General features: G+C 59.1%; 22 protein-coding genes and 1 pseudogene. 14 read left to right on the top strand and 9 right to left on the bottom strand.

Annotated features, from left to right (window positions below; translation table 11 throughout):
• Positions 1-33: 33 nt before the first annotated feature.
• Positions 34-741, bottom strand: a complete 708-nt coding sequence (locus CHU70_RS00620) for an isochorismatase family protein (RefSeq protein WP_016423140.1) — start codon at positions 739-741, stop codon at positions 34-36.
• Between the two features lie 171 nt (positions 742-912).
• Between CHU70_RS00620 and CHU70_RS00615 the strand changes: the two genes are divergently transcribed.
• Positions 913-1,866, top strand: a complete 954-nt coding sequence (locus tag CHU70_RS00615; RefSeq protein WP_069359251.1) for a DUF808 domain-containing protein — start codon at positions 913-915, stop codon at positions 1,864-1,866.
• On the opposite strand, the gene CHU70_RS00610 is transcribed toward CHU70_RS00615, so the two are convergent.
• Together CHU70_RS00610 and CHU70_RS00605 are read right to left on the bottom strand one after the other, a co-directional pair.
• The gene (locus tag CHU70_RS00610; protein WP_172954619.1) at positions 1,863-2,399 is read right to left on the bottom strand and encodes a YchJ family protein; all 537 of its coding nucleotides are present in this window, start codon (positions 2,397-2,399) and stop codon (positions 1,863-1,865) included. The genes CHU70_RS00615 and CHU70_RS00610 overlap by 4 nt on opposite strands.
• 80 nt (positions 2,400-2,479) lie before the next feature.
• Entirely contained in the window at positions 2,480-3,913 is a 1,434-nt protein-coding gene (locus CHU70_RS00605) for a GuaB1 family IMP dehydrogenase-related protein (RefSeq protein WP_049189377.1), read from the bottom strand.
• A gap of 152 nt (positions 3,914-4,065) precedes the next feature.
• Between CHU70_RS00605 and CHU70_RS00600 the strand changes: the two genes are divergently transcribed.
• From CHU70_RS00600 to CHU70_RS00580, 5 genes are all read left to right on the top strand, one after another.
• On the top strand, positions 4,066-5,316 hold the full coding sequence (locus tag CHU70_RS00600) for a glutaminase (RefSeq protein WP_049189376.1): 1,251 nt from the start codon (positions 4,066-4,068) through the stop codon (positions 5,314-5,316).
• Positions 5,317-5,414: 98 nt separating this feature from the next.
• Positions 5,415-6,287 (top strand): patatin family protein, encoded by an 873-nt coding sequence (locus CHU70_RS00595; RefSeq protein WP_070438737.1) that lies wholly within the window; start codon positions 5,415-5,417, stop codon positions 6,285-6,287.
• 295 nt (positions 6,288-6,582) lie between these two features.
• Complete coding sequence (locus CHU70_RS00590) at positions 6,583-7,107, top strand: CBS domain-containing protein (protein WP_049189374.1); 525 nt, start codon at positions 6,583-6,585, stop codon at positions 7,105-7,107.
• Positions 7,108-7,158: 51 nt separating this feature from the next.
• Complete coding sequence (locus tag CHU70_RS00585) at positions 7,159-8,400, top strand: MFS transporter (protein ID WP_222865410.1); 1,242 nt, start codon at positions 7,159-7,161, stop codon at positions 8,398-8,400.
• A gap of 146 nt (positions 8,401-8,546) precedes the next feature.
• Positions 8,547-9,431: a hypothetical protein gene (locus CHU70_RS00580; protein ID WP_070595532.1), complete on the top strand. Its 885-nt coding sequence runs from the start codon at positions 8,547-8,549 to the stop codon at positions 9,429-9,431.
• 98 nt (positions 9,432-9,529) lie between these two features.
• On the opposite strand, the gene CHU70_RS00575 is transcribed toward CHU70_RS00580, so the two are convergent.
• Positions 9,530-10,024: a 2'-5' RNA ligase family protein gene (locus CHU70_RS00575; protein ID WP_016423149.1), complete on the bottom strand. Its 495-nt coding sequence runs from the start codon at positions 10,022-10,024 to the stop codon at positions 9,530-9,532.
• A 334-nt stretch (positions 10,025-10,358) separates the two neighbouring features.
• On the opposite strand from CHU70_RS00575, the gene CHU70_RS11315 reads away from it, so the two are divergent.
• Positions 10,359-10,682, top strand: coding sequence for an amphi-Trp domain-containing protein (locus CHU70_RS11315; protein ID WP_168161663.1), 324 nt, complete (start codon positions 10,359-10,361; stop codon positions 10,680-10,682).
• A 16-nt stretch (positions 10,683-10,698) separates the two neighbouring features.
• On the opposite strand, the pseudogene CHU70_RS11310 reads toward CHU70_RS11315, so the two are convergent.
• Positions 10,699-10,797, bottom strand: a pseudogene (locus tag CHU70_RS11310) (YtoQ family protein); the annotation flags it as partial.
• Between the two features lie 194 nt (positions 10,798-10,991).
• Here CHU70_RS11310 and CHU70_RS00560 point away from each other — a divergent pair.
• From CHU70_RS00560 to CHU70_RS11305, 7 genes are all read left to right on the top strand, one after another.
• Positions 10,992-11,234 (top strand): hypothetical protein, encoded by a 243-nt coding sequence (locus tag CHU70_RS00560; RefSeq protein WP_016423152.1) that lies wholly within the window; start codon positions 10,992-10,994, stop codon positions 11,232-11,234.
• Between the two features lie 286 nt (positions 11,235-11,520).
• Positions 11,521-13,233, top strand: coding sequence for a SulP family inorganic anion transporter (locus CHU70_RS00555; RefSeq protein ID WP_016423154.1), 1,713 nt, complete (start codon positions 11,521-11,523; stop codon positions 13,231-13,233).
• 189 nt (positions 13,234-13,422) lie between these two features.
• Entirely contained in the window at positions 13,423-13,965 is a 543-nt protein-coding gene (locus tag CHU70_RS00550) for a DUF488 family protein (protein WP_042389435.1), read from the top strand.
• A gap of 314 nt (positions 13,966-14,279) precedes the next feature.
• Complete coding sequence (locus CHU70_RS00545; RefSeq protein ID WP_016423156.1) at positions 14,280-15,347, top strand: LLM class flavin-dependent oxidoreductase; 1,068 nt, start codon at positions 14,280-14,282, stop codon at positions 15,345-15,347.
• An 82-nt stretch (positions 15,348-15,429) separates the two neighbouring features.
• Positions 15,430-15,789, top strand: a complete 360-nt coding sequence (locus CHU70_RS00540; protein WP_005530797.1) for a helix-turn-helix transcriptional regulator — start codon at positions 15,430-15,432, stop codon at positions 15,787-15,789.
• Positions 15,786-17,678, top strand: a complete 1,893-nt coding sequence (locus CHU70_RS00535; protein ID WP_016423157.1) for a cation-translocating P-type ATPase — start codon at positions 15,786-15,788, stop codon at positions 17,676-17,678. The genes CHU70_RS00540 and CHU70_RS00535 overlap by 4 nt, the downstream gene beginning before the upstream one ends.
• Before the next feature lie 642 nt (positions 17,679-18,320).
• Positions 18,321-18,674: a type IIL restriction-modification enzyme MmeI gene (locus tag CHU70_RS11305; protein ID WP_016423158.1), complete on the top strand. Its 354-nt coding sequence runs from the start codon at positions 18,321-18,323 to the stop codon at positions 18,672-18,674.
• A 70-nt stretch (positions 18,675-18,744) separates the two neighbouring features.
• On the opposite strand, the gene erm is transcribed toward CHU70_RS11305, so the two are convergent.
• The 4 genes from erm to CHU70_RS00510 all read right to left on the bottom strand — a co-directional run bounded on the left by erm (position 18,745) and on the right by CHU70_RS00510 (position 20,884).
• The gene (gene erm, locus CHU70_RS00525; RefSeq protein ID WP_070517629.1) at positions 18,745-19,599 is read right to left on the bottom strand and encodes a 23S ribosomal RNA methyltransferase Erm; all 855 of its coding nucleotides are present in this window, start codon (positions 19,597-19,599) and stop codon (positions 18,745-18,747) included.
• Between the two features lie 349 nt (positions 19,600-19,948).
• Positions 19,949-20,182 (bottom strand): recombinase family protein, encoded by a 234-nt coding sequence (locus CHU70_RS00520; RefSeq protein ID WP_224784272.1) that lies wholly within the window; start codon positions 20,180-20,182, stop codon positions 19,949-19,951.
• Between the two features lie 197 nt (positions 20,183-20,379).
• Positions 20,380-20,634, bottom strand: a complete 255-nt coding sequence (locus CHU70_RS11435) for a DUF86 domain-containing protein (protein WP_081636726.1) — start codon at positions 20,632-20,634, stop codon at positions 20,380-20,382.
• Positions 20,555-20,884 (bottom strand): nucleotidyltransferase family protein, encoded by a 330-nt coding sequence (locus CHU70_RS00510; RefSeq protein ID WP_042389445.1) that lies wholly within the window; start codon positions 20,882-20,884, stop codon positions 20,555-20,557. The genes CHU70_RS11435 and CHU70_RS00510 overlap by 80 nt, the downstream gene beginning before the upstream one ends.
• Positions 20,885-20,961 lie beyond the last annotated feature (77 nt).

The raw sequence follows: 20,961 nt of genomic DNA, 5'->3' as shown, positions 1-20,961 counted from the left end.
TAGGCGGATTGTTTGACGGTCAGCGTCGCAGCACTACACCACTGTCGCGCCCGCCGCGGCCAATTCCGCTAGTGCAGCCTTGCCGCGCTCCGGGTCCACCGCCGCGACCTGATTGCTCAGAACACGAACGGAAAAGCCCTCCTTGAGGCCATCGAGCACTGTGGCGCGGACGCAGTGGTCAGTCGCAACTCCCACCACATCGATTTCTTCGATGTCAGAGGCGCGGAGAGCGTCGGCAAGCGAAACGCCAGCCTCCGTTGTTCCCTCGAAACCGGAGTAGGCGGCGGCGTACTCCCCTTTTGTGACATCGATACGCACAGCAGCGGGGTTGAGCTGCTCAAAAAACGCGATGGCGCGCTGCATGCCGGGGTGAATCTCTGCGCCCGGGGTACCTGCAACACAGTGTTTCGGCCAGGTATCGACGAAATCCGGGGTTTCAGAGAAGTGCGTGCCTGGGTCGATGTGATTGTCACGGGTGGTCGCAAGAACCGAGTACTTGTTAGCTGTGCCCGCAACATGCAGATATGTAGCGGTGTACGCTGCCTCAGCACCGTCGACGGCAAGTGCGCCACCCGCGGAAAAATCATTCTGAGCGTCGACGACTACCAGTGCCATGCGGGGACGCGCCGGGCGCTGCTGTTCCTCGGAGTGGGCGTCATTGCTGGTGTCTGCCTCGGTGCCAGCGTTGTCCGAGTTGTCCGCATTGACCTGTCGGTAGATTTCGGAGAAGGAAGCGTTCATGGCCTATATCTTGCCACGTGCCCACGTTCAGAGGAGCACGTGAACTATCGACCGGACATCGACGCCCTACCGACAACACAGAGTCAATCCGGGAAAGCGGTTAAAATTGCTCCGGTAATTCTTTGGTACGACGACGGCTCCTGGTCGCGTCCTCCAATACGGGAGGTTTTTATGGCAGGCGGACTTGTCGCGCTGCTTGACGACGTTGCCACGATTGCACGTGCTGCAGCGGCAACAACAGACGATATTGCGGCTGCGGCCGGCAAAGCTAGCGCTAAAGCCGCCGGTGTTGTGGTTGACGACGCTGCGGTGACACCTAAATTCGTCGAGGGTGTCTCGCCGAAACGCGAGCTGCCGATTATTTGGCGTATCGCCAAGGGCTCCTTGGTCAATAAAATTGTCATTATTCTGCCGATTGCATTGCTGCTAAGTCAGTTTCTGCCCTGGGCGCTGACGCCGATTTTGATGCTCGGTGGCTCCTACCTGTGCTTTGAGGGCATGGAAAAGGTCTGGGAGAAGATTAAGCACCGAATCTCTCCCGATCAGACTGAGCAGGAGCGGATAGAGGCGGCGACCAACCGCACACCACAGAATGAAGATTCGCTGGTGAAGTCTGCAATTTTCACAGACTTGATTCTCTCTGCGGAAATCATGGTGATTTCTCTCAATGAGGTCGCTGATCAGCCGCTGCTCAATCGCGCGCTGATTCTTATTGTGGTCGCACTCATCATCACGCTTGCGGTCTACGGCGTGGTGGGCCTCTTGGTCAAGATTGATGACATTGGCCTGCACCTGCAGTCCAAGAAGTCAGCCGGTATCAGCAAGTTTGGTACGGCACTGGTCAAAGCCATGCCAATCGTTCTGAACACGATCGGCATTATCGGCACGTTTGCCATGTTGTGGGTCGGTGGCCACATCATGGTGGTCGGCCTCGACGAGCTGGGCTGGCATCTCCCCTACCAGCTGGTCCACAACCTTGAGCAGCTGTTTACCGGCGGCTTCCTCGGCTGGTTGGCCAATACCACCGGCTCACTGATTTTCGGCACCATCTGGGGTGCAATCATTGTGGCGATTGTCGCCGTGCTGCCATTCGGCCACGGCAAGCACAACAAGTCTGATGCTTAGGAGTACGTGACCTCGCCGTCGACGTAGACCCAACGTCGCGCACGACGAACAAAACGGGAACGCTCGTGCATCGTACCGACACCGTCATGGTCATGAAAAGCCGCTTCAAATTCCACGATGCCTTCGCGGTCATCCTCGCCGCCATCGACAGCGTTGATGATGGTGAGTCCTTCCCATTCCACACCGTCATCGACATTGATAACTTCCGGGCGGTAGCGCGGATGCCACGTCCGCCAGATGTAATCCGCCTCGTGGGCAGCGTAAGCGCTGTACCTCGCTGCCATCAGCTCAGCTGCGGTCACCGCCTCCCGCTCACCGCGGTGCAGCGGGCCACAGCACTGCCCGTAGAGTCCCCCACCACACGGGCACAAATCGGAATCAGTAACGCGGGCGCGGGCGAAAAATGCGTTCCCGCTTCCTGCTCTAGCACCGTTTCCTGCTACCAATCCAGACTCCGTTACAGCACTGTTTTCTCTTACCTGCCGACCCATAATCGCCAGCCCCTCCCCAATCTTGCACGTGGTACTAAACACGTCCTAACAACGTCTTTACATACCTACCAATTGGCCCGCAGCACCGCTAGTCGGCTTAGCCCCGAGAGGCTTGACGACGGCTACCGCGTCGCCCTCGGCATTCCTTCCGCAAAGCCCGCAGCGGATTGAATTCCCACCACTGCCCGCTCAGCGAACTGCTCGATGGTGGCCGAACCCGCGTATGTGAACGAAGAACGTACGCCCGAGATAATGCGATCGATCTGGTCCTCCACGCCTTCGCGGCCTGGCTCCAGGTAGATTTTCGCAGTCGAGATGCCCTCTTCGAACATCTCGCGCCGGGCCTTCTCAAAGGCCTCTACCTGTGCATTTCGGCTCTCCACCGCACGGTGTGAAGCCATGCCAAAGGACTCCTTGAACATGCGCCCGTCGACGTCCTTTTGGACATCCCCTGGGGACTCGAAAGTACCGGCAAACCACGAGCCAATCATCACGTTGGACGCACCCGCAGCCAACGCAAGCGCAACATCGCGAGGATCCTTCACTCCACCATCAGCCCAGACATGCACGCCGCATTCACGGGCAGCTGCAGCGCATTCGAGCACGGCAGAAAACTGTGGACGCCCAACTCCGGTCTGCATTCGGGTTGTGCACATCGCACCCGGACCGACGCCGACCTTAATAATGTCGGCTCCCGCCTCCGCTAGGTCGCGAACACCATTGGCGGTCACGACATTGCCAGCGGCAATTGGCACAGGTGGGTTGAGCGCGCGGACTCGTCGTAAAGCACGGAGCATCGATTCCTGATGACCGTGGGCGGTATCGACAACGAGCACGTCGGCACCTGCGTCGAGCAGTGTCTTCGCGCGCCCTTCAACATCACCGTTGATGCCAAGCGCCGCACCGACGCGCAGCTTGCCCTCCGCGTCGACAGCGGGCTTGTAAAGCGTCGCACGCAGCGCGCCCTTACGCGTGAGAATACCCACCAGCGCGCCATCGGCGTCCACCACTGGAGCGAGTTTGCGCCCGGAAGCAGTGAGCTGGTCAAAAGCGTCACGGGGCTCAATATCGGCCGGAAGCGTAAATAGCGAAGTGGACATGAGCGTCCCCACCTGCGCAAAGTTGTCAACGCCCGCCAGATCACGGCCGGTAATCAGCCCAACCGGTTTGTTGTCTTCCACCACCACTGCCGCACCGTGCGCGCGCTTCGGCAGAAGATGGCGCGCATACCCCGCGGTGTGGTGAGGCTTGACGACGATCGGAGTGTCGAAAACCAGCCCAGCGGACTTGACCTTGCGGATGGTCTCAGCGGCAATGTCAGCTGGGACGTCCTGCGGCAGGATGGCAATTCCGCCTCGGCGAGCGGTGGTTTCGGCCATCCGGCGACCGGAGATGGCCGTCATATTGGAGACGACAATCGGAATGGTTGTGCCGGTGCCATCATCGGTGGCCAAATCGACACCCATGCGAGAGCCGACGGATGACTTTGACGGCACCATGAAGACATCGCTGTAGGTCAACTCGTAGGGCGCGGACTGATCGTTGAGGAATTTCACACACCCCAGGATATGCCGATTTTTCCGGCGCGCACGGTGAGAGTGCACAGAGGTGAGCATCAGTGGCTGACCTCGCCTGGTGTAGGTTCGAACGGGACTCCATTGACTCAACCGGGATTTTTCAGCCCAGGAAAGATGCTTAGCAGAATCTGATGAAAACGCCGATCAAAGATTACTTGTCCGAAATCGTCGAATCCGTCCGCCCCGATGAGTCTGGCGAGGTAGCGGACTATATTCCCACCCTTGCCCAAGCTAATCCCGACCGCCTGGCACTTGCTATGACCACCGTGTCAGGTCGCACCTACGCCACGGGCGACACCGATACTGAATTCACCATTCAGTCGATGTCCAAGCCCTTCGCTTATGCCGCAGCCATCACCGAGCACGGCACAGACAAAATCGACAGCATTGTGGGCACCGAACCTTCCGGTGAGGCTTTCAACGAGCTGTCGCTGGAGCAGGGCACGCACCGACCAAAGAATCCGATGATTAATGTCGGTGCACTGACCATCAACCAGTTCGTATGCCAGCCAGGTGCCAACTGGAAGACTCGCACCAAGCACATGGTGGAGCTTCTCTCAACTTTGGCTGGCCGTAAGCTCCGCGTTGACTACGATGCCTATGAATGCGAAATGGACACTGCCCATCGAAACATGTCCATCGCACATATGCTGGCAGCTTACGGTTTCATCGAAACCACGCCCCACGATGCTGTCCGCGGCTACACCGCACAGTGCTCCGTGCTGGTCAACACTCGCGATGTCGCCATGATGACCGCAGTGTTGGCCAACGGTGGCGTTAACCCGGTCACCAATCAGACTGTGCTCGGCCGCTCGGTTGTTCGCAGAGTCTTGTCCGTGATGGCTATTGCCGGCATGTATGACGAGGCCGGTGAATGGTTTACCGAGGTCGGGATTCCCGCCAAGAGCGGTGTCGCCGGCGGCTTGCTGGGAGCGCTGCCTGGACAGGCGGGTCTTGCAGCCTTTTCGCCGCGATTGAACGACCACGGCAACAGCGTCCGCAGCATTGCCATCTTCCGGAAGCTCTCCGAAGATTTGGGTCTTCATCTCATGGATGCCGATGCGATTGGTTCGCGTGCGCTGCGCGGTACGCGCGTCAGCAATGGCCGCTCGATCATCGAGATTCAGGGCCCAGTCAACTTCACTGCGGCCGAGATCATTCTCAACAGGTTGGCGACTTCCACACCGTCGGAAAGCGAAGTTGTCTTCGACGTCAGCCGCGTTGGCATTGTCAACCCGGTGGGACGCACGTTGATTCTGGAAGCGATGCGACGTCTGAGCCATGACGGCAAGGAGATCTTGTTCTACGACCCGGAGGGCGTACTGCCGAACCCAGATATGGGCGAGGGGCTGCTGCCAGTCATCCTCCAAGATGCGCCGTAAACTACGCTAACCGAAATCCAATATGGTGACGTTCGGGTAGTCTTGAACGATCGTAACGCTCGAAAGGCAGCAGCGCGAGAACAACCGGAGGGATGTAAATGCAGGTCAGCGATGTGGCATTAGTCTTCGAGGGCGGAGGGACTCGCAATAGTTACACGGCACCTTTCGTCGAGCGGCTACTTCGCGAGAGCATCGATGTCGGCTGGGTCGGTGGCGTAAGCGCCGGCGCCTCTCACGTGGTCAATTACCTTTCCCGGGATATCCAGCGCTCTATAAATAGCTTCACTGACTTCATCGCACAGCCGAACAGCAGTGGCTGGCGCCCAATGTTGCGCGGGCGGGGCTATTTCGATGCCGAGTACATCTACGAAGACGCGGGACTTCCCGACGGCGCCATGCCCCTGGATTACGAGACTTTTAAGAACAATCCAACTCCCTACCGGATTTCTGCTGTCCGAGCGGATACGGGCGAGACCATCAACTGGGGGCCGGACGATATCCCAGATCTACCTACGCTGATGAAGTACACTCGCGCCAGTTCGACGATTCCGGGTGTCATGCGTATGCCCTATATTGATGGCGTTCCGTTCGTCGACGGTGCACTGGGATCATCAGGTGGCATTCCCATTAATGCCGCCGAAGCAGATGGTTTCAAGAAGTTCCTCATCGTCCTGACTCGCCCGAAAGGATTCCGTCGCACCGCCCCTAAGCGCCCACAGCTACTGCGCCAGATTTTCCGCAGTAACCCGGTGGTGGCTGAGCTGCTTATCACTAGACACGAGCGCTACAACGCTTCTCTCGATTGGGCTGCTGAGCTTGAACGAAAAGGCCAAGCATATGTTTTCTACGCCAATAACATGAGCATCACAAAGGCGGAGCGGAGGCGGTCGAAGCTGCTGCACAACTACGAGCTCGGCCGGGCGCAAGCCGATGCCGAATGGCCAGCAATTCGAGAGTTCATGGGCTTATAACTCCCGCCACCTTTAGGAAGCTTTTCGTTCATTCCTCTTTACTGTGTACGTAACCTTGTGTTAACCTTTGCGTAGCGAACAACCTCGTTAGGTAAGGCTCCTATATCCACATAGGCCGCTGCCCTGCACTTTATCGAGAGTTTCGAAAGACTCTCGAAGCAAGGGTCCATCTCAAGTGGCCACCTTTAGTTACGGCATTACATTGCCAACACTCTTAGGCGGGGAGCCATAATTTTTCAATCAACAGAAATTCCCTCCTAGCAAAGGAGCTGGGATACCTGGAAAAGGATCCACAATGACACAGACACAGAACACCATCGCCAACTTCTTCAAGCCGAAGTCTTCAATCAGCCCGTACAGCCTCCTGCCTGACACCGTAAGCATGCACATGACGGATTCTTACATTGCGCTGCCGGAGGACATCACGGTCGGTGAGGCACTGAGCACCTACGCAGCCGAATTTGCTGGTCTCGATGACGATACCTGTGTCTTCCTCGTCGACGATGAAGGCTACCTGACCAGCGATATTACGCTGAAGGAACTCCGTGAGTACGCCGACCGCGATGCCTACATGAACACCGTCGGCGCCCCGGTGAAGGTCTTTGTCAAGCCCGAGGATCCAGCTGCAATCAGGGCTCGCCAGCTTATTGACGGGCCGCTCAGCGAGCTGCCCGTCGTCCGCAGCGGCAAGCTGGTAGGTGTCCTCACCGACCGCATCTCTGAGCGCATTCTTGGCAGGACAAAGGCAGCTAAGAAGTCAAAGAAGTCCAAGGGATTCTTCTCGCCGATTACCGCGTTTTTCGGCGCCGCCAATAACTAGGGCGACTAACTTGGGTAGACGACCCGAGTAACTCAATAGGCCAGCTAGCGTTTGCTAGCTGGCCTATTGTTGTTACCACACTGTTCTATCCCCACAGATGAGAGCCCTCAGGAGGCAACCGTGATACGAGACTGGATTCGGGTAGCCCTGGGCATGTTCGCGGTTGCGTTTGGAGCCAACCTCTTCGCACCACTCCTGCCCGCGTATCGAATAACCGATGCTCTCAACCAGTCCCAGGTCACCTTTCTCTTCGCCATCTACGTCGCAGGACTCATCCCCGCGCTACTCATCTGCGGCCCACTTTCCGACCGGCTCGGCCGTCGCGCCATCATCCGGCCCGCACTCATAACCTCTGCCGCCGGCTCCGTCGTCCTACTCACCGGCGTCTGGTTCCACTTCCCATCACTGCTGATAGGACGCCTTGTCGTCGGCATTTCGATGGGTATGGTAATGGCCGCCGGCGCCTCGTGGATTAAAGAGATTGCGCCCGTCGCACCTCAAATTTCCGCTCGGCGCGCAACCGTTGCGCTCTCCGCCGGGTTCTCCCTCGGCCCCCTGGCTTCCGGGTTGGTCGCGGAGTTTGCTCCCCGCCCTGATGTCATCCCCTATCTTGTTCATCTCGCACTGCTGCTTGGCATCACACCACTGACATGGAACGCTTCCGGCGGACTGCCAACCTCAGCGCACAGCGACACCCCGCAACGGTTCTTCTCCTCCGCCACGCTTAGCCCGAGATTCCTGTGGGCAGTCGCCGCTTGGGCACCGTGGGTCTTCGGTGCCGCGTGCACATCGTTCGTCGTCCTTCCGACAATCGCCGAATCCAGCTACCCCATTGCCTTTGCCGGACTCATCGCCTGCATCACGATGGGCACCGGCGTTCTGGTGCAACCACTGGTCACTCGAATCAGTTCCAGCAGCTTTATCCCGCCAGCTATTTTCGGTCTTGGCTTAACGACGGTCGGAATGTTGCTCAGCCTCATCGTCGCACTCACCCAGAACGTGTGGAGCGTTTTCCCCGCCGCTCTGACCCTCGGTGCCGCATATGGCGTAATGATGGTCTCCGGTCTCCGCGAAGTGCAAATTATCGCACCGCCAGCCGAGTTGGGTGCTGCCACCGCTATCTACTATTCGCTGACCTATGTTGGTTTCTTCGCTCCTTTTGTTATTTCTTTCGCAGCGCCGAAATTCGGGTTTGTGCCCGTTTTCGTCTTCGGTGCGATCATTGCAATGGTCTCCATGTATCCCGTGGCAAAGGTTGCGCAGTCTGCGGTGAGGTCCGACGGAGCGTCGTAAAGCAGACGCGACTGAAATCCTTGTTTTGGGGAAGCGAGCTGAGACGAGCTCTTGTATTCTTTCTTTCACAAAAGCTTGGCTCCGGCCCAGGGCTCCTGGGCGGGTTGCATAGGTTGTTGAAATTCAGCTCGATGGAATGAGGAATCATGAAGCAGCGCAGCTCTGGAATGTGGGAGAAGTTTGCGACAACTGTAGTGGCGGGTCTGGCAAGCGCCGCGTTGCTCACAGCATGTGGCTCGGGGGAAGAAAGCAGCAATGCCGGTGGTGAGGCAGGCAAAGAGTCGACCAGCAAGATGACGAAAGCAGATGGGTCAGCTCCTGCTGCAGCCGAAGATCAGCTCCTACTCACAAATGAAGTTCAAGGGGCGGACTTCTCCGGAAACAAGATCACCGGGTTCAAAGATGCCATGGAGATGTTTTCGGAAGATTCCATGAAGTTTGAACCGGCCGAATGCGCCACTTTCACCAACTCAACTGAGGAATTGGAGAATGCTGCCGGCGCTTACACGGACATTAAGGAAGAGAACGTCACTGTCAGCGTCTCGATATTGAAGAATCCTGAGGCGTACCAGAAGTACGAGGACAGCCTCGAAAAGTGCTCCGACGTGACGGCTACGATGGATGCTTCCGACATTCTGAAAGACTCCATGGAAGGTCAGGAGATTTCTCCTGAGATGCAGGACATGTTTAATGACATGGACATGACGACCACAATGAAACTGCACCGAGAAAAGTGGGAGCCAAATCTTTCCGTCAAGCCAGCTGAGTTCACTGCACACGAGACCAGTGCGAACATCAACGCCGGTGGCACGGATACTACGGCCACCAGCTACGACATTGTCGGGATCGTCAATGGCGTAATGGTAATGGTGTCCGCCGCCCCGACTCCGGATGTACCAACTGACAACATGGAAAACACGACGGATCCCATGCAGATTCCAGAGGCAACTCCAGAGTCTAAGGAAGCGGCAAAGAAGCGTGCCTTGGAGGTCTTCGATGCCCAGGCAAAGAAGATTATGGATGCTGCTTAGTTTTTCTTCTTAGCCTACTGTTTTCTGAAACCACAGTTTTTGCGAAATAGCGGGACGCAATCGCTGAGGAGCATCAGCACACAAGTACCGGAGTCTCCCTAGAACTCCGTCAATTCCTGCACTTTGGGACTCCAGAACGCAGCTCGTGGCGCGTTGAGAGTTTTAAAGTGCGGGTTCGTTATTTCGTCAAGTGCGCGCACGTAGTCCGGCACAATATCCCGTGGAATTCTCAGGCCCATGGTCAGGTGCGGAATCCAGCGGGAGCCGCGGCCGTCAGGGTTGAGACGACTGATTGCGCGAGCAGCCTCTTCCAGCTCATCGCTTGTTTCTAATAACCATGCGACAGTCTGTTTACTCTTTGTGCCGAACACTACCGTTCCTACCCTGCGAAACTCTGCTGGCATAAGCGGAGGGAGAATTTCGGCTGCTCGTTGGACTACCTTCGGTCTCATAGTCGGCGCAAAAGTCACAGTGATGTGGGGCTTTTGATTCTGCTGCGGGAATCCACGCTCTGCCAGTTGCGCAAAGATCTCTTTAACCTGCGCCTCTTGCTCAGGCAGAAGGTACATCAGGATGTTGTCAGGTGACACCACGTGACGCTTACTCCTCCCCTATTGCTGTCGGTCGACACACTTGAAGCACTGACGAAGGGCGCCGTTACTAGCGCTCTTCACCTAAGACACTCAGGACCTTGCACTAACCTTGCACTCCAGAGCATAGCGTAAGGATTTTCCACAATTTATAACCTACCTATTGAAATTTCTAGCCTCTTATTATTACCCCTGGTAAAAACAACTTTTTATTGGGATAATGGAGGTGGGCAGGCTTCCTGAAAGCCCTCTAGAGCATCTTCAAAAACAGTGTGGAATGACGGCCGATTCTCCACGTGGCACAAATACCGACACGGCTGGAAAGGTACGTAAAGACATGGCACCGAAACCTAAAAAGATTACGCCCCCGAAGAATCAAAAGTTGGTGAAGAGCAAGGCAAGCTTCAGTCGCGAAGAGCTCGCTGATTTGCTGGAGACGCTGGCGGCTCGCATCCGCGCCGGGGAAATGACTCTCGGCACTGGCAAGTCCGCGGTGACGATGACCATGCCAACATCGTTTAATACCACGATGGAAGTTGTCGATTCCCGAAAGCGTACCGGCATCGAGCGCGAGCTAGAGCTGGAAATCGACTGGATGGTCGACGAGGCTGGCGAGCCTGTCGAAAAGCCAGGACCAGCATCTGGCTTCGCAATCTCCTAGCAGGCTTGTTGCTGTCCGGTTTGTTCCGCGCAGCACAGTAACCTGCATCGAAGGCTGCGTTCCACTGCTTGTACTGGTCGCCGAAACAACTCACTACCGCTCGCCATTTCCGCAGGTCACAGCGAACAGATTTGAGTCGTTTTGGTCGATTTTGCGTCCTTTGGCCGTCATTTACCGCTGCGGCACTGGCCGACAAGCGAGCCGTCGTCAAGCAACACCCAATTACACCCGTCAGGCACCCACGCCTCCCCACATCGCATGAGGTGACGCTAACCTAATTCAGGAAAATTCGCGACGAAGGGAACGCGCATGGCCAAGGGCAAGAAAGGCGACAAGGGCAAGAAGAAGGACGCCGCCAAAGCCGCGAAAAAGCTCGCCGGCAAGGACCCCTTCAAACTGGCTGCGATGACACCGAAGAAGAAGTGCTGCAAATCCGGCATCCGCTGCCTGCGCTGCCCCGTGGTGCTACACAAGCTCAATCGCGAGATCAAAAACGGCGAAGTCGACCATGCCGCCCTGCTGCTCGTCACTGCGAAAGCCCGGATCCGGTAGCCGGCCCTCGCCCCCCCCAGCCCGCCGTCAGGCCCGACCCATGAGCAGTGGTGTCGCGCTCTGTATGACACTGGTACCGGTTCTCCTGGGCTACCTGCTCTTCGGACACCGGCTCACGCACGTCACTCCAAGCACCGCGACAACGCTCCAGCGAACTCCCGCCAGGTCAGGAAGTTTTATTCCCCCGACATGAGGCCTCGGCCAGAACCGGGAATGTGACCGTCGGAGGATGGCACCTTGTGTATCCTTTGAGTGTCATTGAGCCCTGAAGGAGCAAGAAAGTAGCATGACCCACCCCTCCTCCGCCGCCTCTACGGTGGGCATCCGGTCCCGTGCCCTGCGTTTCGCACCGCGCCGCTCGGACTGGTCCCGCGCGACAATCGGGCGCGACCTCTCGGCAGGCCTCATGGTGGCCCTCGTCGCCCTCCCCCTCGCACTCGGCTTCGGCGTTGCGTCCGGTGTCGGCGCGGCGGCCGGAATTACGACGGCCATCGTCGCGGGTATCCTGGCCGCAGTCTTCGGCGGTAGCAATGTCCAGGTAAGCGGCCCGACCGGCGCAATGACCGTCGTGTTAATCCCCATCGTGGCCAACCATGGTGCCGATGGGGTGCTCGTCGTCGGCGTGCTGGCAGGGCTCATGCTGCTCGTGTTGGCGGTCACCGGTGCTGGCCGAGCGATGAAGTACATGCCGTTACCTGTCGTCGAAGGTTTCACCGCCGGTATTGCGTTAATCATCGGCCTCCAACAGCTGCCCGCAGCACTCGGTGTTGACGTGGACGGCGAGAAAGTCCTCGGGTTGGCGTGGGGCGCAATCAAAGCTTGGTTAGACGCTCCGGCATGGCAAGCGCCCGTGATGACCATTGCGGTGGCGGCTGGAATCGTGCTTGCTGCGCGCGTTCGTAGCGGCTTCCCCGCGGCGCTGGTGTTGGTAGCTGCCGCGACGGCCATCAACATGCTGGCAGACAGCGGCCTGAAGACAATCGGGTACATCCCGTCGACGTTGCCTGCCCCGCGCTGGCCACAGATCCCGTGGGAGCACCTGGATTCGCTTCTGTTGGCAGCAGTCGCCGTCGCAGCTCTCGGCGCGTTGGAATCGTTACTATCTGCGACGGTTGCCGACGCAATGACTGTTGGCGACCGGCACGATCCCGACCGCGAGCTCTTTGGACAGGGCGTGGCCAACGTCGTCGCGCCCCTGTTCGGCGGGATTCCCGCGACCGCCGCGATTGCCCGAACTGCCGTCAATGTGCGGGCAGGCGCAGGCACACGCCTGGCAGCGGTGTTCCATTCGCTGCTCCTGCTCGTCGCCGTACTCGTCGCGGCTCGGTGGGTGGGCGAGATTCCTCTCGCCGCGCTCGCCGGCGTGCTCATCGCCACTGCGATTCAGATGCTCCACCCGCGGAACCTCCGCTCGGTGATACGCGCCACCAAGGGCGACGGGGCGACCCTGCTCATCACAGCTGCCGCCACCGTCGTGTTCGATCTTGTAGTCGCCGTGCTCATCGGCCTCATTATGGCGGGCTTCTTCGCACTGCGCGATACCGCCCGCACGGCGGTATTAGAGGCCGCCCCGCTAGACGAGGGAGACCACCGCGACAAGGAGCGTGAGCTTCTCGACGAGCACATCGCCGCCTTCCGTATGGAAGGCCCCCTCTTCTTTGGTGCAGCGCACGATTTCCTCCTCGAGCTCGCTGATGTCTCGTCGGTCAAGGTTGTCGTGCTCCGCATGCGCTACGTTACGACGATCGACGCCACCGGCGCCCAGATGCTCGCCGACACGATTGGGCGCCTCGAACGCCGCGGTACCAGGGTCTTGCTCGCAGCCACGAAGCCCGAACATATTCCGGTGTTGCGCGAACTCGGCGTATTCGACCAGCTTGCGCACGAGAATCACGTCTTCGACAACACTCTCGACGCCATCGCCCACGCCCGACTGCATGCCTCGCGCATTCAGCATGAAGAGTCTGATGGCGCACCCGCGGCATCGCAGAGTCAATAGCTTGGCTGAGCCAGACAATGGTCACTCCGTCGCAGTCGACCCTGCAATCGTGGGTCCACATCCCCATCGCGCGACGCTTGAAAAACCTTTACACGTTGCACTTAAACTCCACGACGTGTCGTTGCAAAGTCACCTTCTCATTCGTGAAGCCGATGTGAGTGTAATCGCTTGGCGCGTAGCATTGGTGACATGCGCATTTTCACCGTGGGCCACTCCAACCTCGAGTTCGAGGACTTCGCTGAAATGATCAAGGCGGCCGGTGTGGCATCCATCGTGGATGTGCGCAAGCTGCCCGGGTCCAGGAAGTACCCGTGGTTCAACGGCGACCACCTTGCCGAACACCTTCCCACATGTGGCATCACTTACAGCAGAAGCGAGGGCCTAACCGGACGGCGCAACGTGTCCCACTCGGTGCCGTTTGAGGTTAACGGCAACTGGCGTAACCGCAGTTTCCACAATTACGCCGACCATGCGCTGGGCGAGGAGTTCTCCGACGCGATCTCGCAGCTACGGGCGAACGCAGCCGAAACTCCCACCGCGATCATGTGCTCCGAGGCGGTGTGGTGGCGCTGCCACCGGCGTATCATCGCCGACCACCTCATCGCCCACGGTGACGAGGTTGGCCACATTATGGGCCTGGGTGCAGCCGGGGCGAAGGTGAGCGAGGCAACGCTCAACGACGGCGCAGTCATCGGCAACGATCTCCTCGTGCGCTACCCCGAGCGGGGCTAGCACATACACCAGAGCCCAGGGGGCTGCATCCTCCTCGACCTGACCTACGCTTTGTATTCATGGAGCGCCCGCCACCTTATGAGCAGCAGTATCGGAGGCGCACCAGCGGATAGCACGCTCAAACGAGCTTTAGGTTAGGAAATCTGAACCGCTCAATCTAAGAAGACCACCGGGGACTCCGGTAGCGCCCCAAAGCGCCGAATCGAAAAATCGATCTACCGTCTTGCCACGGACCTAGACATCGAGCTTAAAGTCCACGGTATCTCGTTGCAAAGTTACTTTCTCGTTAGCACCATGAAAAGGAGTGGTATCCAATGAAAGCGTTCGGATTCTTAAGCTTCGGGCATTACGCCTTCGGTGGCCAGCGCGGGCCATCTGCGGAAAAGATCGCCAAGACTCATCTGGAGATCACCCAGGCTGCGGACGAAATCGGCGTGAACAACGCGTCCTTCCGAGTCCACCACTTCGTGCCGCAGGCCTCCGCCCCGATGCCGCTGCTGGGTGCTGTCGCGGCCACCACCAAACACATCGAGATGGGCACCGGTGTCATCGACATGCGCTATGAAAACCCGCTCTACCTCGCCGAAGAGGCCGCGTCGCTGTACCAAATTTCCGGTGGCCGCGTGGCCCTGGGCGTCTCGCGCGGCGCCCCAGAGGTGGCTGACCGCGGCTGGGAGGCCTTCGGCTACAAGGGTAAAGCGCCCAACGGCGCGGACGTGGCGCGAGCCCACCTCGAGGCGTTCATGGCTGCAGTGGACGGCAACGGATTCGCCACCGCCGCACCGCTAGACCGGCAGTACCCCAACATGTTCCAACCCGGCTCCGCCCTGCCGGTCTTCCCCATGGTGCCCGAGCTGCGTAAGCACATTTTCTACGGCTCCGGCACCCACGCTTCTGCCGAGCAAACCGCCAAGGACGGGCTCAACCTGATGTCCTCCACCCTGGTCTCCGAGACCACCGCCGAGACTCTGGGCGAAATCCAGGCGGATCAGATCAGCCGCTACCGCGCCGCGTGGAAGAAGGCGGGCCACGATTGGACGCCGCGTGTGTCGGTGTCCCGCTCCGTCTTCCCCATCGTCGACGGCGCGGACATGCAGTTGTTCGGCATGCAGGCCTCCGGCTCCGATCAGGTGGGCATGCTTCCCGACGTCGGCGCCTCCACCTTCGGCCGCACCTACGCCGCCGAGCCGGACAAACTCATTGAGCAACTCAAAGCCGACGCCGCCGTCATGTCCGCCGACACCCTGCTCATCACCATCCCCACTGGGATGGGCGTCGACGTCAACGTGAAGATCTTGGACAACTTCGCCACGCATGTCGCCCCCGCGTTGGGTTGGCAGCCGAATCACGAAGGCCCAGTTACCGGCTATCCCATCGACTAATTCCTGCAGGTCGCAGGACCTTCGCGGAACCGTCAGTTCAGTGCATTTTGAATAGTTCAACACACGTTGTATTGTTCAGCACATGCTGACTATTGCTTCGCGCCTCGACGTCATGAACCGGCTCGGCCGGGCCATGGCTGATCCGACGCGTTCCCGAATCCTGATGACCCTACTCGACGGTCCGGGCTACCCGGCCGAGATTTCGCAAAGCTTGGATCTGACCCGCTCGAACGTCTCGAACCACCTGTCCTGCCTACGCGATTGTGGCATCGTCGTCGCTGAGCCGGAGGGCCGTAAGACCCGCTACGAAATTGCCGATCCGCACCTCGCGGCGGCGCTCGAAGCGCTGGTCAACGCGACGCTGGCCGTCGACGAGAATGCCCCCTGCATCGACACCGAGTGCTCGGTGCCCGGCTGCGGCGAGAAAGGAACGGACGCATGAGTTCAGCATGTGGATGCGAACACGAACCCGCCACGGAGATCGAAGAGCTCGATCGGCCATGGTGGAAGGACCCCGAGCTACTGCTACCGATCTTCTCCGGCGTAGCCCTCATTACAGGACTGGCGCTGGACTGGTCCGACTTGGAGACGCCCGCAACGGTACTGTATTGGCTTGGCCTGCTGTTGGGCGCTTACACGTTCGCACCTGGAGCGATCCGGAACCTTGTCACGAAGCGCAAGCTCGGCATTGGCTTGCTTATGACGATCAGCGCGGTCGGCGCGGTGATCCTTGGTTTCGTCGGAGAGGCCGCGGCGCTGGCGTTCCTGTACTCGATCGCCGAGGCGCTTGAAGACAAGGCGATGGACCGGGCCCAAGGCGGACTGCGGGCACTGTTGAAGCTGGTACCGCAAACCGCGACCGTGCTGCGCGACGGTACGACGGCCGAGGTCGCTGCGAAGGACCTTGAGGTTGGCGAGCTAATGGTCGTACGCCCCGGGGAGCGGATCGCCACGGACGGCATCATTCGGTCCGGACGCTCCAGCCTTGACACCTCAGCGATCACCGGAGAATCCATTCCGGAGGAGGTTGCGCCCGGCGACGAGGTACCCGCGGGAGCGATCAACTCCGCCGGTGTGCTGGAGGTCGAGACGACCGCAGCTGGAACGGACAACTCGCTGACCACACTCGTCGACCTCGTCGAGCAGGCGCAGGCGGAGAAGGGTGACCGCGCCCGGATCGCCGACCGAATTGCCCAACCCCTAGTGCCCGGGGTGATGATCCTGGCGGTGCTGGTCGGCGTGATCGGCTCGCTGTTGGGCGACCCCGAGACTTGGATCACCCGTGCGCTGGTGGTCCTGGTCGCAGCGTCGCCGTGCGCGCTGGCAATCTCCGTGCCGCTGACGGTCGTGGCCGCGATCGGCGCGGCCAGCCAGTTCGGAGTAGTCATCAAGTCCGGCGCGGCGTTCGAGCGACTCGGCGGCATCCGTCACCTAGCGGTAGACAAGACCGGAACCCTTACCCGCAACCAGCCCGAGGTTACCGGAGTGGTCCCGGCAGACGGATTCGATCGGGCGCAGGTGCTTTCCTTCGCGGCGGCGGTTGAGCAGCAATCGACGCACCCCCTCGCCGCGGCGATCGTGGCAGCGGAGCCCGAAGCGCCCACCGCCTTGGATATCAGCGAGGAAGCCGGTCATGGCATCGGCGGCACCGTCGAAGGCCGACGGGTGCTGGTCGGCAGCCCCCGATGGATCGACGCCGGGCCACTGAAGGCGGACGTTGAGCGCATGGAGTCCGAAGGCCAGACCTGCGTCCTAGTCACCGTCGATGACGCTCTCGCCGGGGCGATCGGGGTGCGCGACGAGTTGCGGCCCGAGGTGCCCGATGCCGTGCAGTCCCTGCACGACAACGACGTGGAAGTGAGCATGCTCACCGGCGATAACACTCGCACCGCCCGGGCGCTGGCTGAAATCGCCGGAATCGACGACGTGCGCGCCGAGCTGCGACCGGAGGACAAGGCAAGCATCGTCGCCGAACTCTCCTCCAAGACGCCGACGGCGATGATCGGCGACGGCATCAACGACGCGCCGGCACTGGCGGGCGCAACGGTGGGCATTGCGATGGGAGCAACCGGCTCTGACGCCGCGATCGAGTCCGCTGACGTCGCCTTCACTGGCCACGACCTCCGGCTGATCCCGCAGGCGCTGCAGCACGCCCGCCGAGGCAGCAGGATCATCAACCAAAACATCGTGCTGTCTCTGGCCATCATCATCGTGTTGATGCCACTGGCGATCAGCGGTGTACTGGGCTTGGCTGCCGTCGTGTTGGTACACGAAGTCGCCGAAGTCATCGTGATCTTGAACGGCCTGCGGGCTGCACGAGCGAAACGCTGAGGCTGTGACCGGCAAGTCTTATAAGGGTTAAACCACGCGCCGAGCGCACACACGTTGGACCAGGCGAGTCATTCGAGTTCACCACCTGGTCCTTCTCGATGCGTGCAGGCACGGGAACTGTGGGGGAACCTAATAGTTCAACGGTTCGATACCGCTTGCAGATTCTTCACACGAGGTAGCGGAATGGACCGAGGCCGAACGAAAACCCGAGTTAGAGACAGCGCTCTTCAACCTACCCCCAATAACGCGAAACGTCATTAACGCCTCGCGTTACACGTTGAACTTGAACTCGACGGAGTGTCGTCGATAAATAACCATTTGATGCGCGCGTGCGGAATTAACAACGAAATACCGCTAAAACAGACAACATATGGGGTGCACAGAAACACATATAAGTTCTGCGGAAAACCTATAGGGTGCGTCGCTAAAAACCGCTGTGCGCGAAAAACATAAAGGGTTTACGGACCCGGTCCCAGACCCCTCAATACTCTGAGCCGGAAGAATGGAAAGTGGAAGGTTGATGTATCCCCACTATTTATTTTTTTCCGTTTTTCGGAGTACATCGGGAGCTACAACTGCGGACCAGCTCTGTGTGAACTAGATGAGAAGGCGCAGCAGCGAATCATCGACGCTGGACAGTTGGTGCTGCGGGCACGCGAGCGGCACCCCCAGCGGTCACTCGCGGAGCACTACAACCCGTTATCGATGGACCCAATTCTGCTCAAGGCTCACAACAACTTGGACCGGGAAGTCGATAAGGCTTTCGATGTGGCACGCAAACTCACCAACGAGCGCCAGCGCCAGGAGCTACTGTTCGCCAGCTACGGGGAGTTGGCGAGGGGCTATGTCTCCTCGCTTTCATCAAAATCGAAACCACCAGCAGGGTCGTTCCCCGTGCGGGTGATTTTGATCGGTCCCGCTGCTGGGTGTAGAACCCTGTCGCTGGCAACGCCGGGAACTATGACTGTGCCCGACGAGAACACGTCACTGCCATAACGCGGCTCACGGTAGACGAACATGGGTCGTTCACTACTACTGGTGGATTTCGGTTTTGGTGGTGGGGGGATTACCGCCGCCGGCCTCGATTTTTCCGTTGAGGAGGTCGTTGACTACTTCCCGATGGTGAAATGGGCCGATGGTGAGGTAGAGAGGAACCAGTCACCTGGAAGAGATCGATCCAGTCGCTGGTGTGCAATCTGGGAGGTAGGGTCGCGGGGTCGATTCCTCGCGAGCGCAACCATGATTGTGTCTCTGAACGTGATGAAAACAACCCTGCCCTTCGGAGAATTTCCCCTATCCCGCGTCCCCGGGCAGTGAAAACGGTGTGCACCATCGCCTGAAAGGCTTTGCGCTGCTCTATCGGAATCTTCGGGTCACCCACCCGGCGGATCACTAAGATCCCCCCGTCAACGTTTGGCTGTGGCCGGAAAGCAGACCTTGGTACTCGGGAACCAAGGTGAAACGTGAACCATGGGGACCACTGAGCCGTCATCATCGTGCTTGCACCTACCCCGGCCCGGCGGCGAGCGACTTCCCACTGCATGAGGAGTACAGCGTCAGTCCATGCCGGCGCATGCAACAACTTTCGAAGAATGGCAGTGGTGAGGTGAAAGGGAATGTTTCCCACAATGACGCAGGGAGTGGCGGGTAACCGGAAGTTAAGGAAATCATCATGGACCACTTCGACCGCCGCCGAGGCGGTCTTTTTTGTGAGTTTGGCAGCTAGTTTTGCGTCTACCTCAACTGCCGTTATCGCCCTCCCCAAGTGGGCCATCGGGTGAGTGAGGGCACCGCTTCCTGGCCCGATCTCAATGATGGGGCCGGAGGTTTGTTTCACAAGATCGACGATGGAGTTGATGATCTTGTGGTCTGTGAGAAAATTCTGGCCATGCTCGTGACGGCCGTATCCGTATGCAGACATCAGGTGTGCTCCTTGGAGTTGAAACGGAGCCGGGCATGACAAATAGCCGCCCGGCTAAAGGACCGGAGCGGTTTCTAACCTGCGGGAGGGAGAAAACCGCCTTAGCGGCTGGTGAGCGGCCGCATGAAAACGGAACCTGAAATCAACATGGGCCTATCGTATCCAATTAATTTCGCAGGGTCCAATACGGTGAGAAAGAAGACAACCGCACCGCAACAGTGCAAGACCTCTCTGGATTGGAATTTGTCCTACCTTCGGCTCGTCGTACAGACGCCACTGGCGTATTTTGTCTCTGGGCAACGAGGGGGAGTTACCCCCACCTCCGGATGTTTTTAAGGTGCACCCCTTATTACGCTGTGGTGCGGGAGTAGTTTTGTCCGACTGATCGGACTACCCACCGACGTGGGGCGGGTAGTTCGAGGTCCCAGCAGATGATCGCGTCGATTTCGCCGCGTTCAAAGGATGCCACCATGGCGTCGTAGTCGGGGCGAGCCACATTCTTCTTTGACGCGGAAATGGACTGATCGACGTAGTTATGTCCTATGTCCAACGTCCAAGCCACGCTGCTTTGCAATGGCTTCACAGTCCTGACGCTGCCGGTCGATGGTGAGGCCATCCACGTCAGCGTCTCGCGAGATACGAAGGTAAATAGGAGCGCGTGTTGCCAAACGCTTTTAATAAGGCCCTTAGCTAACATTGAACTTAAACTCGACCACGTTCCGTAGCCGAATAACCTTTGGAGCCGCGCCGTCAGTTAGCAGAGATGTGGCACCGCAGCGCCTAGGCAAGAGGAGGCAGATGAGTATCGACGATATCGCGGACCACGTCGATGTCGACGCCGAAATACTGGTGCACCAGGATGTTGCGGAAATCCCGAATCTGAGGCCAGACGATCTCAGGGTGCGCGCCGGTGATCTCATCGGGAAGATGGTTCACGGCTTCGCCGGACTGCGACTCACAGCGGCACCGCCTCGGCGAGCGTCGAAGCGGATACCGGGTGCCTGAGCAACTGGGCAGGAAACACGTCGATGCCATCGCGCCCGAACAGAGCGCGACTCTCCTCGAGCAGACCAGACGCACGCATCAGGAGACGTCCCTCCGCAGGGTCCATCCCGACGAGGATGTCGATGTCCGATCCTGCAGACGCGGTGCCGCGCGCGACGGACCCGAACAACTTCGGGTTGGTCGCGCCGTACCGATCGAGGAGCACCTGGAACTTGTCAAGACGCGCAACGAGAATCTTGCGTAGGGCAAGCGTCTCGGGCGTCACGACGGTCTCAGACATGCTTCCGGGGGTAACGGGCTCGGCAGCACGTCGACATGGAGCTTTGACATTGAAGCGGAACTCCACCGCGTTCTTAA

The organism is Corynebacterium sp. LK10 (genome assembly GCF_008042455.1).
Lineage (GTDB): Bacteria > Actinomycetota > Actinomycetes > Mycobacteriales > Mycobacteriaceae > Corynebacterium > Corynebacterium jeikeium_D.
The sequence above is the reverse complement of the archived record's forward strand: the minus strand, read 5'-3'. Positions and strand labels throughout refer to the sequence as shown.

Bases quoted from the DNA above. Each gene is read 5' to 3' on its own strand.
- CHU70_RS00535 (WP_016423157.1), top strand. From the start codon at position 15,786: ATGAGTTCAGCATGTGGATGCGAACACGAACCCGCCACGGAGATCGAA.
- CHU70_RS00615 (WP_069359251.1), top strand. From the start codon at position 913: ATGGCAGGCGGACTTGTCGCGCTGCTTGACGACGTTGCCACGATTGCA.
- CHU70_RS00540 (WP_005530797.1), top strand. From the start codon at position 15,430: ATGCTGACTATTGCTTCGCGCCTCGACGTCATGAACCGGCTCGGCCGG.
- CHU70_RS00600 (WP_049189376.1), top strand. From the start codon at position 4,066: ATGAAAACGCCGATCAAAGATTACTTGTCCGAAATCGTCGAATCCGTC.
- erm (WP_070517629.1), bottom strand. From the start codon at position 19,599: ATGTCTGCATACGGATACGGCCGTCACGAGCATGGCCAGAATTTTCTC.
- CHU70_RS00510 (WP_042389445.1), bottom strand. From the start codon at position 20,884: ATGTCTGAGACCGTCGTGACGCCCGAGACGCTTGCCCTACGCAAGATT.
- CHU70_RS00595 (WP_070438737.1), top strand. From the start codon at position 5,415: ATGCAGGTCAGCGATGTGGCATTAGTCTTCGAGGGCGGAGGGACTCGC.
- CHU70_RS00550 (WP_042389435.1), top strand. From the start codon at position 13,423: ATGCGCATTTTCACCGTGGGCCACTCCAACCTCGAGTTCGAGGACTTC.
- CHU70_RS11435 (WP_081636726.1), bottom strand. From the start codon at position 20,634: ATGGCATCGACGTGTTTCCTGCCCAGTTGCTCAGGCACCCGGTATCCG.
- CHU70_RS11315 (WP_168161663.1), top strand. From the start codon at position 10,359: ATGGCACCGAAACCTAAAAAGATTACGCCCCCGAAGAATCAAAAGTTG.
- CHU70_RS00580 (WP_070595532.1), top strand. From the start codon at position 8,547: ATGAAGCAGCGCAGCTCTGGAATGTGGGAGAAGTTTGCGACAACTGTA.
- CHU70_RS00590 (WP_049189374.1), top strand. From the start codon at position 6,583: ATGACACAGACACAGAACACCATCGCCAACTTCTTCAAGCCGAAGTCT.
- CHU70_RS00545 (WP_016423156.1), top strand. From the start codon at position 14,280: ATGAAAGCGTTCGGATTCTTAAGCTTCGGGCATTACGCCTTCGGTGGC.
- CHU70_RS00555 (WP_016423154.1), top strand. From the start codon at position 11,521: ATGACCCACCCCTCCTCCGCCGCCTCTACGGTGGGCATCCGGTCCCGT.
- CHU70_RS00560 (WP_016423152.1), top strand. From the start codon at position 10,992: ATGGCCAAGGGCAAGAAAGGCGACAAGGGCAAGAAGAAGGACGCCGCC.
- CHU70_RS00620 (WP_016423140.1), bottom strand. From the start codon at position 741: ATGAACGCTTCCTTCTCCGAAATCTACCGACAGGTCAATGCGGACAAC.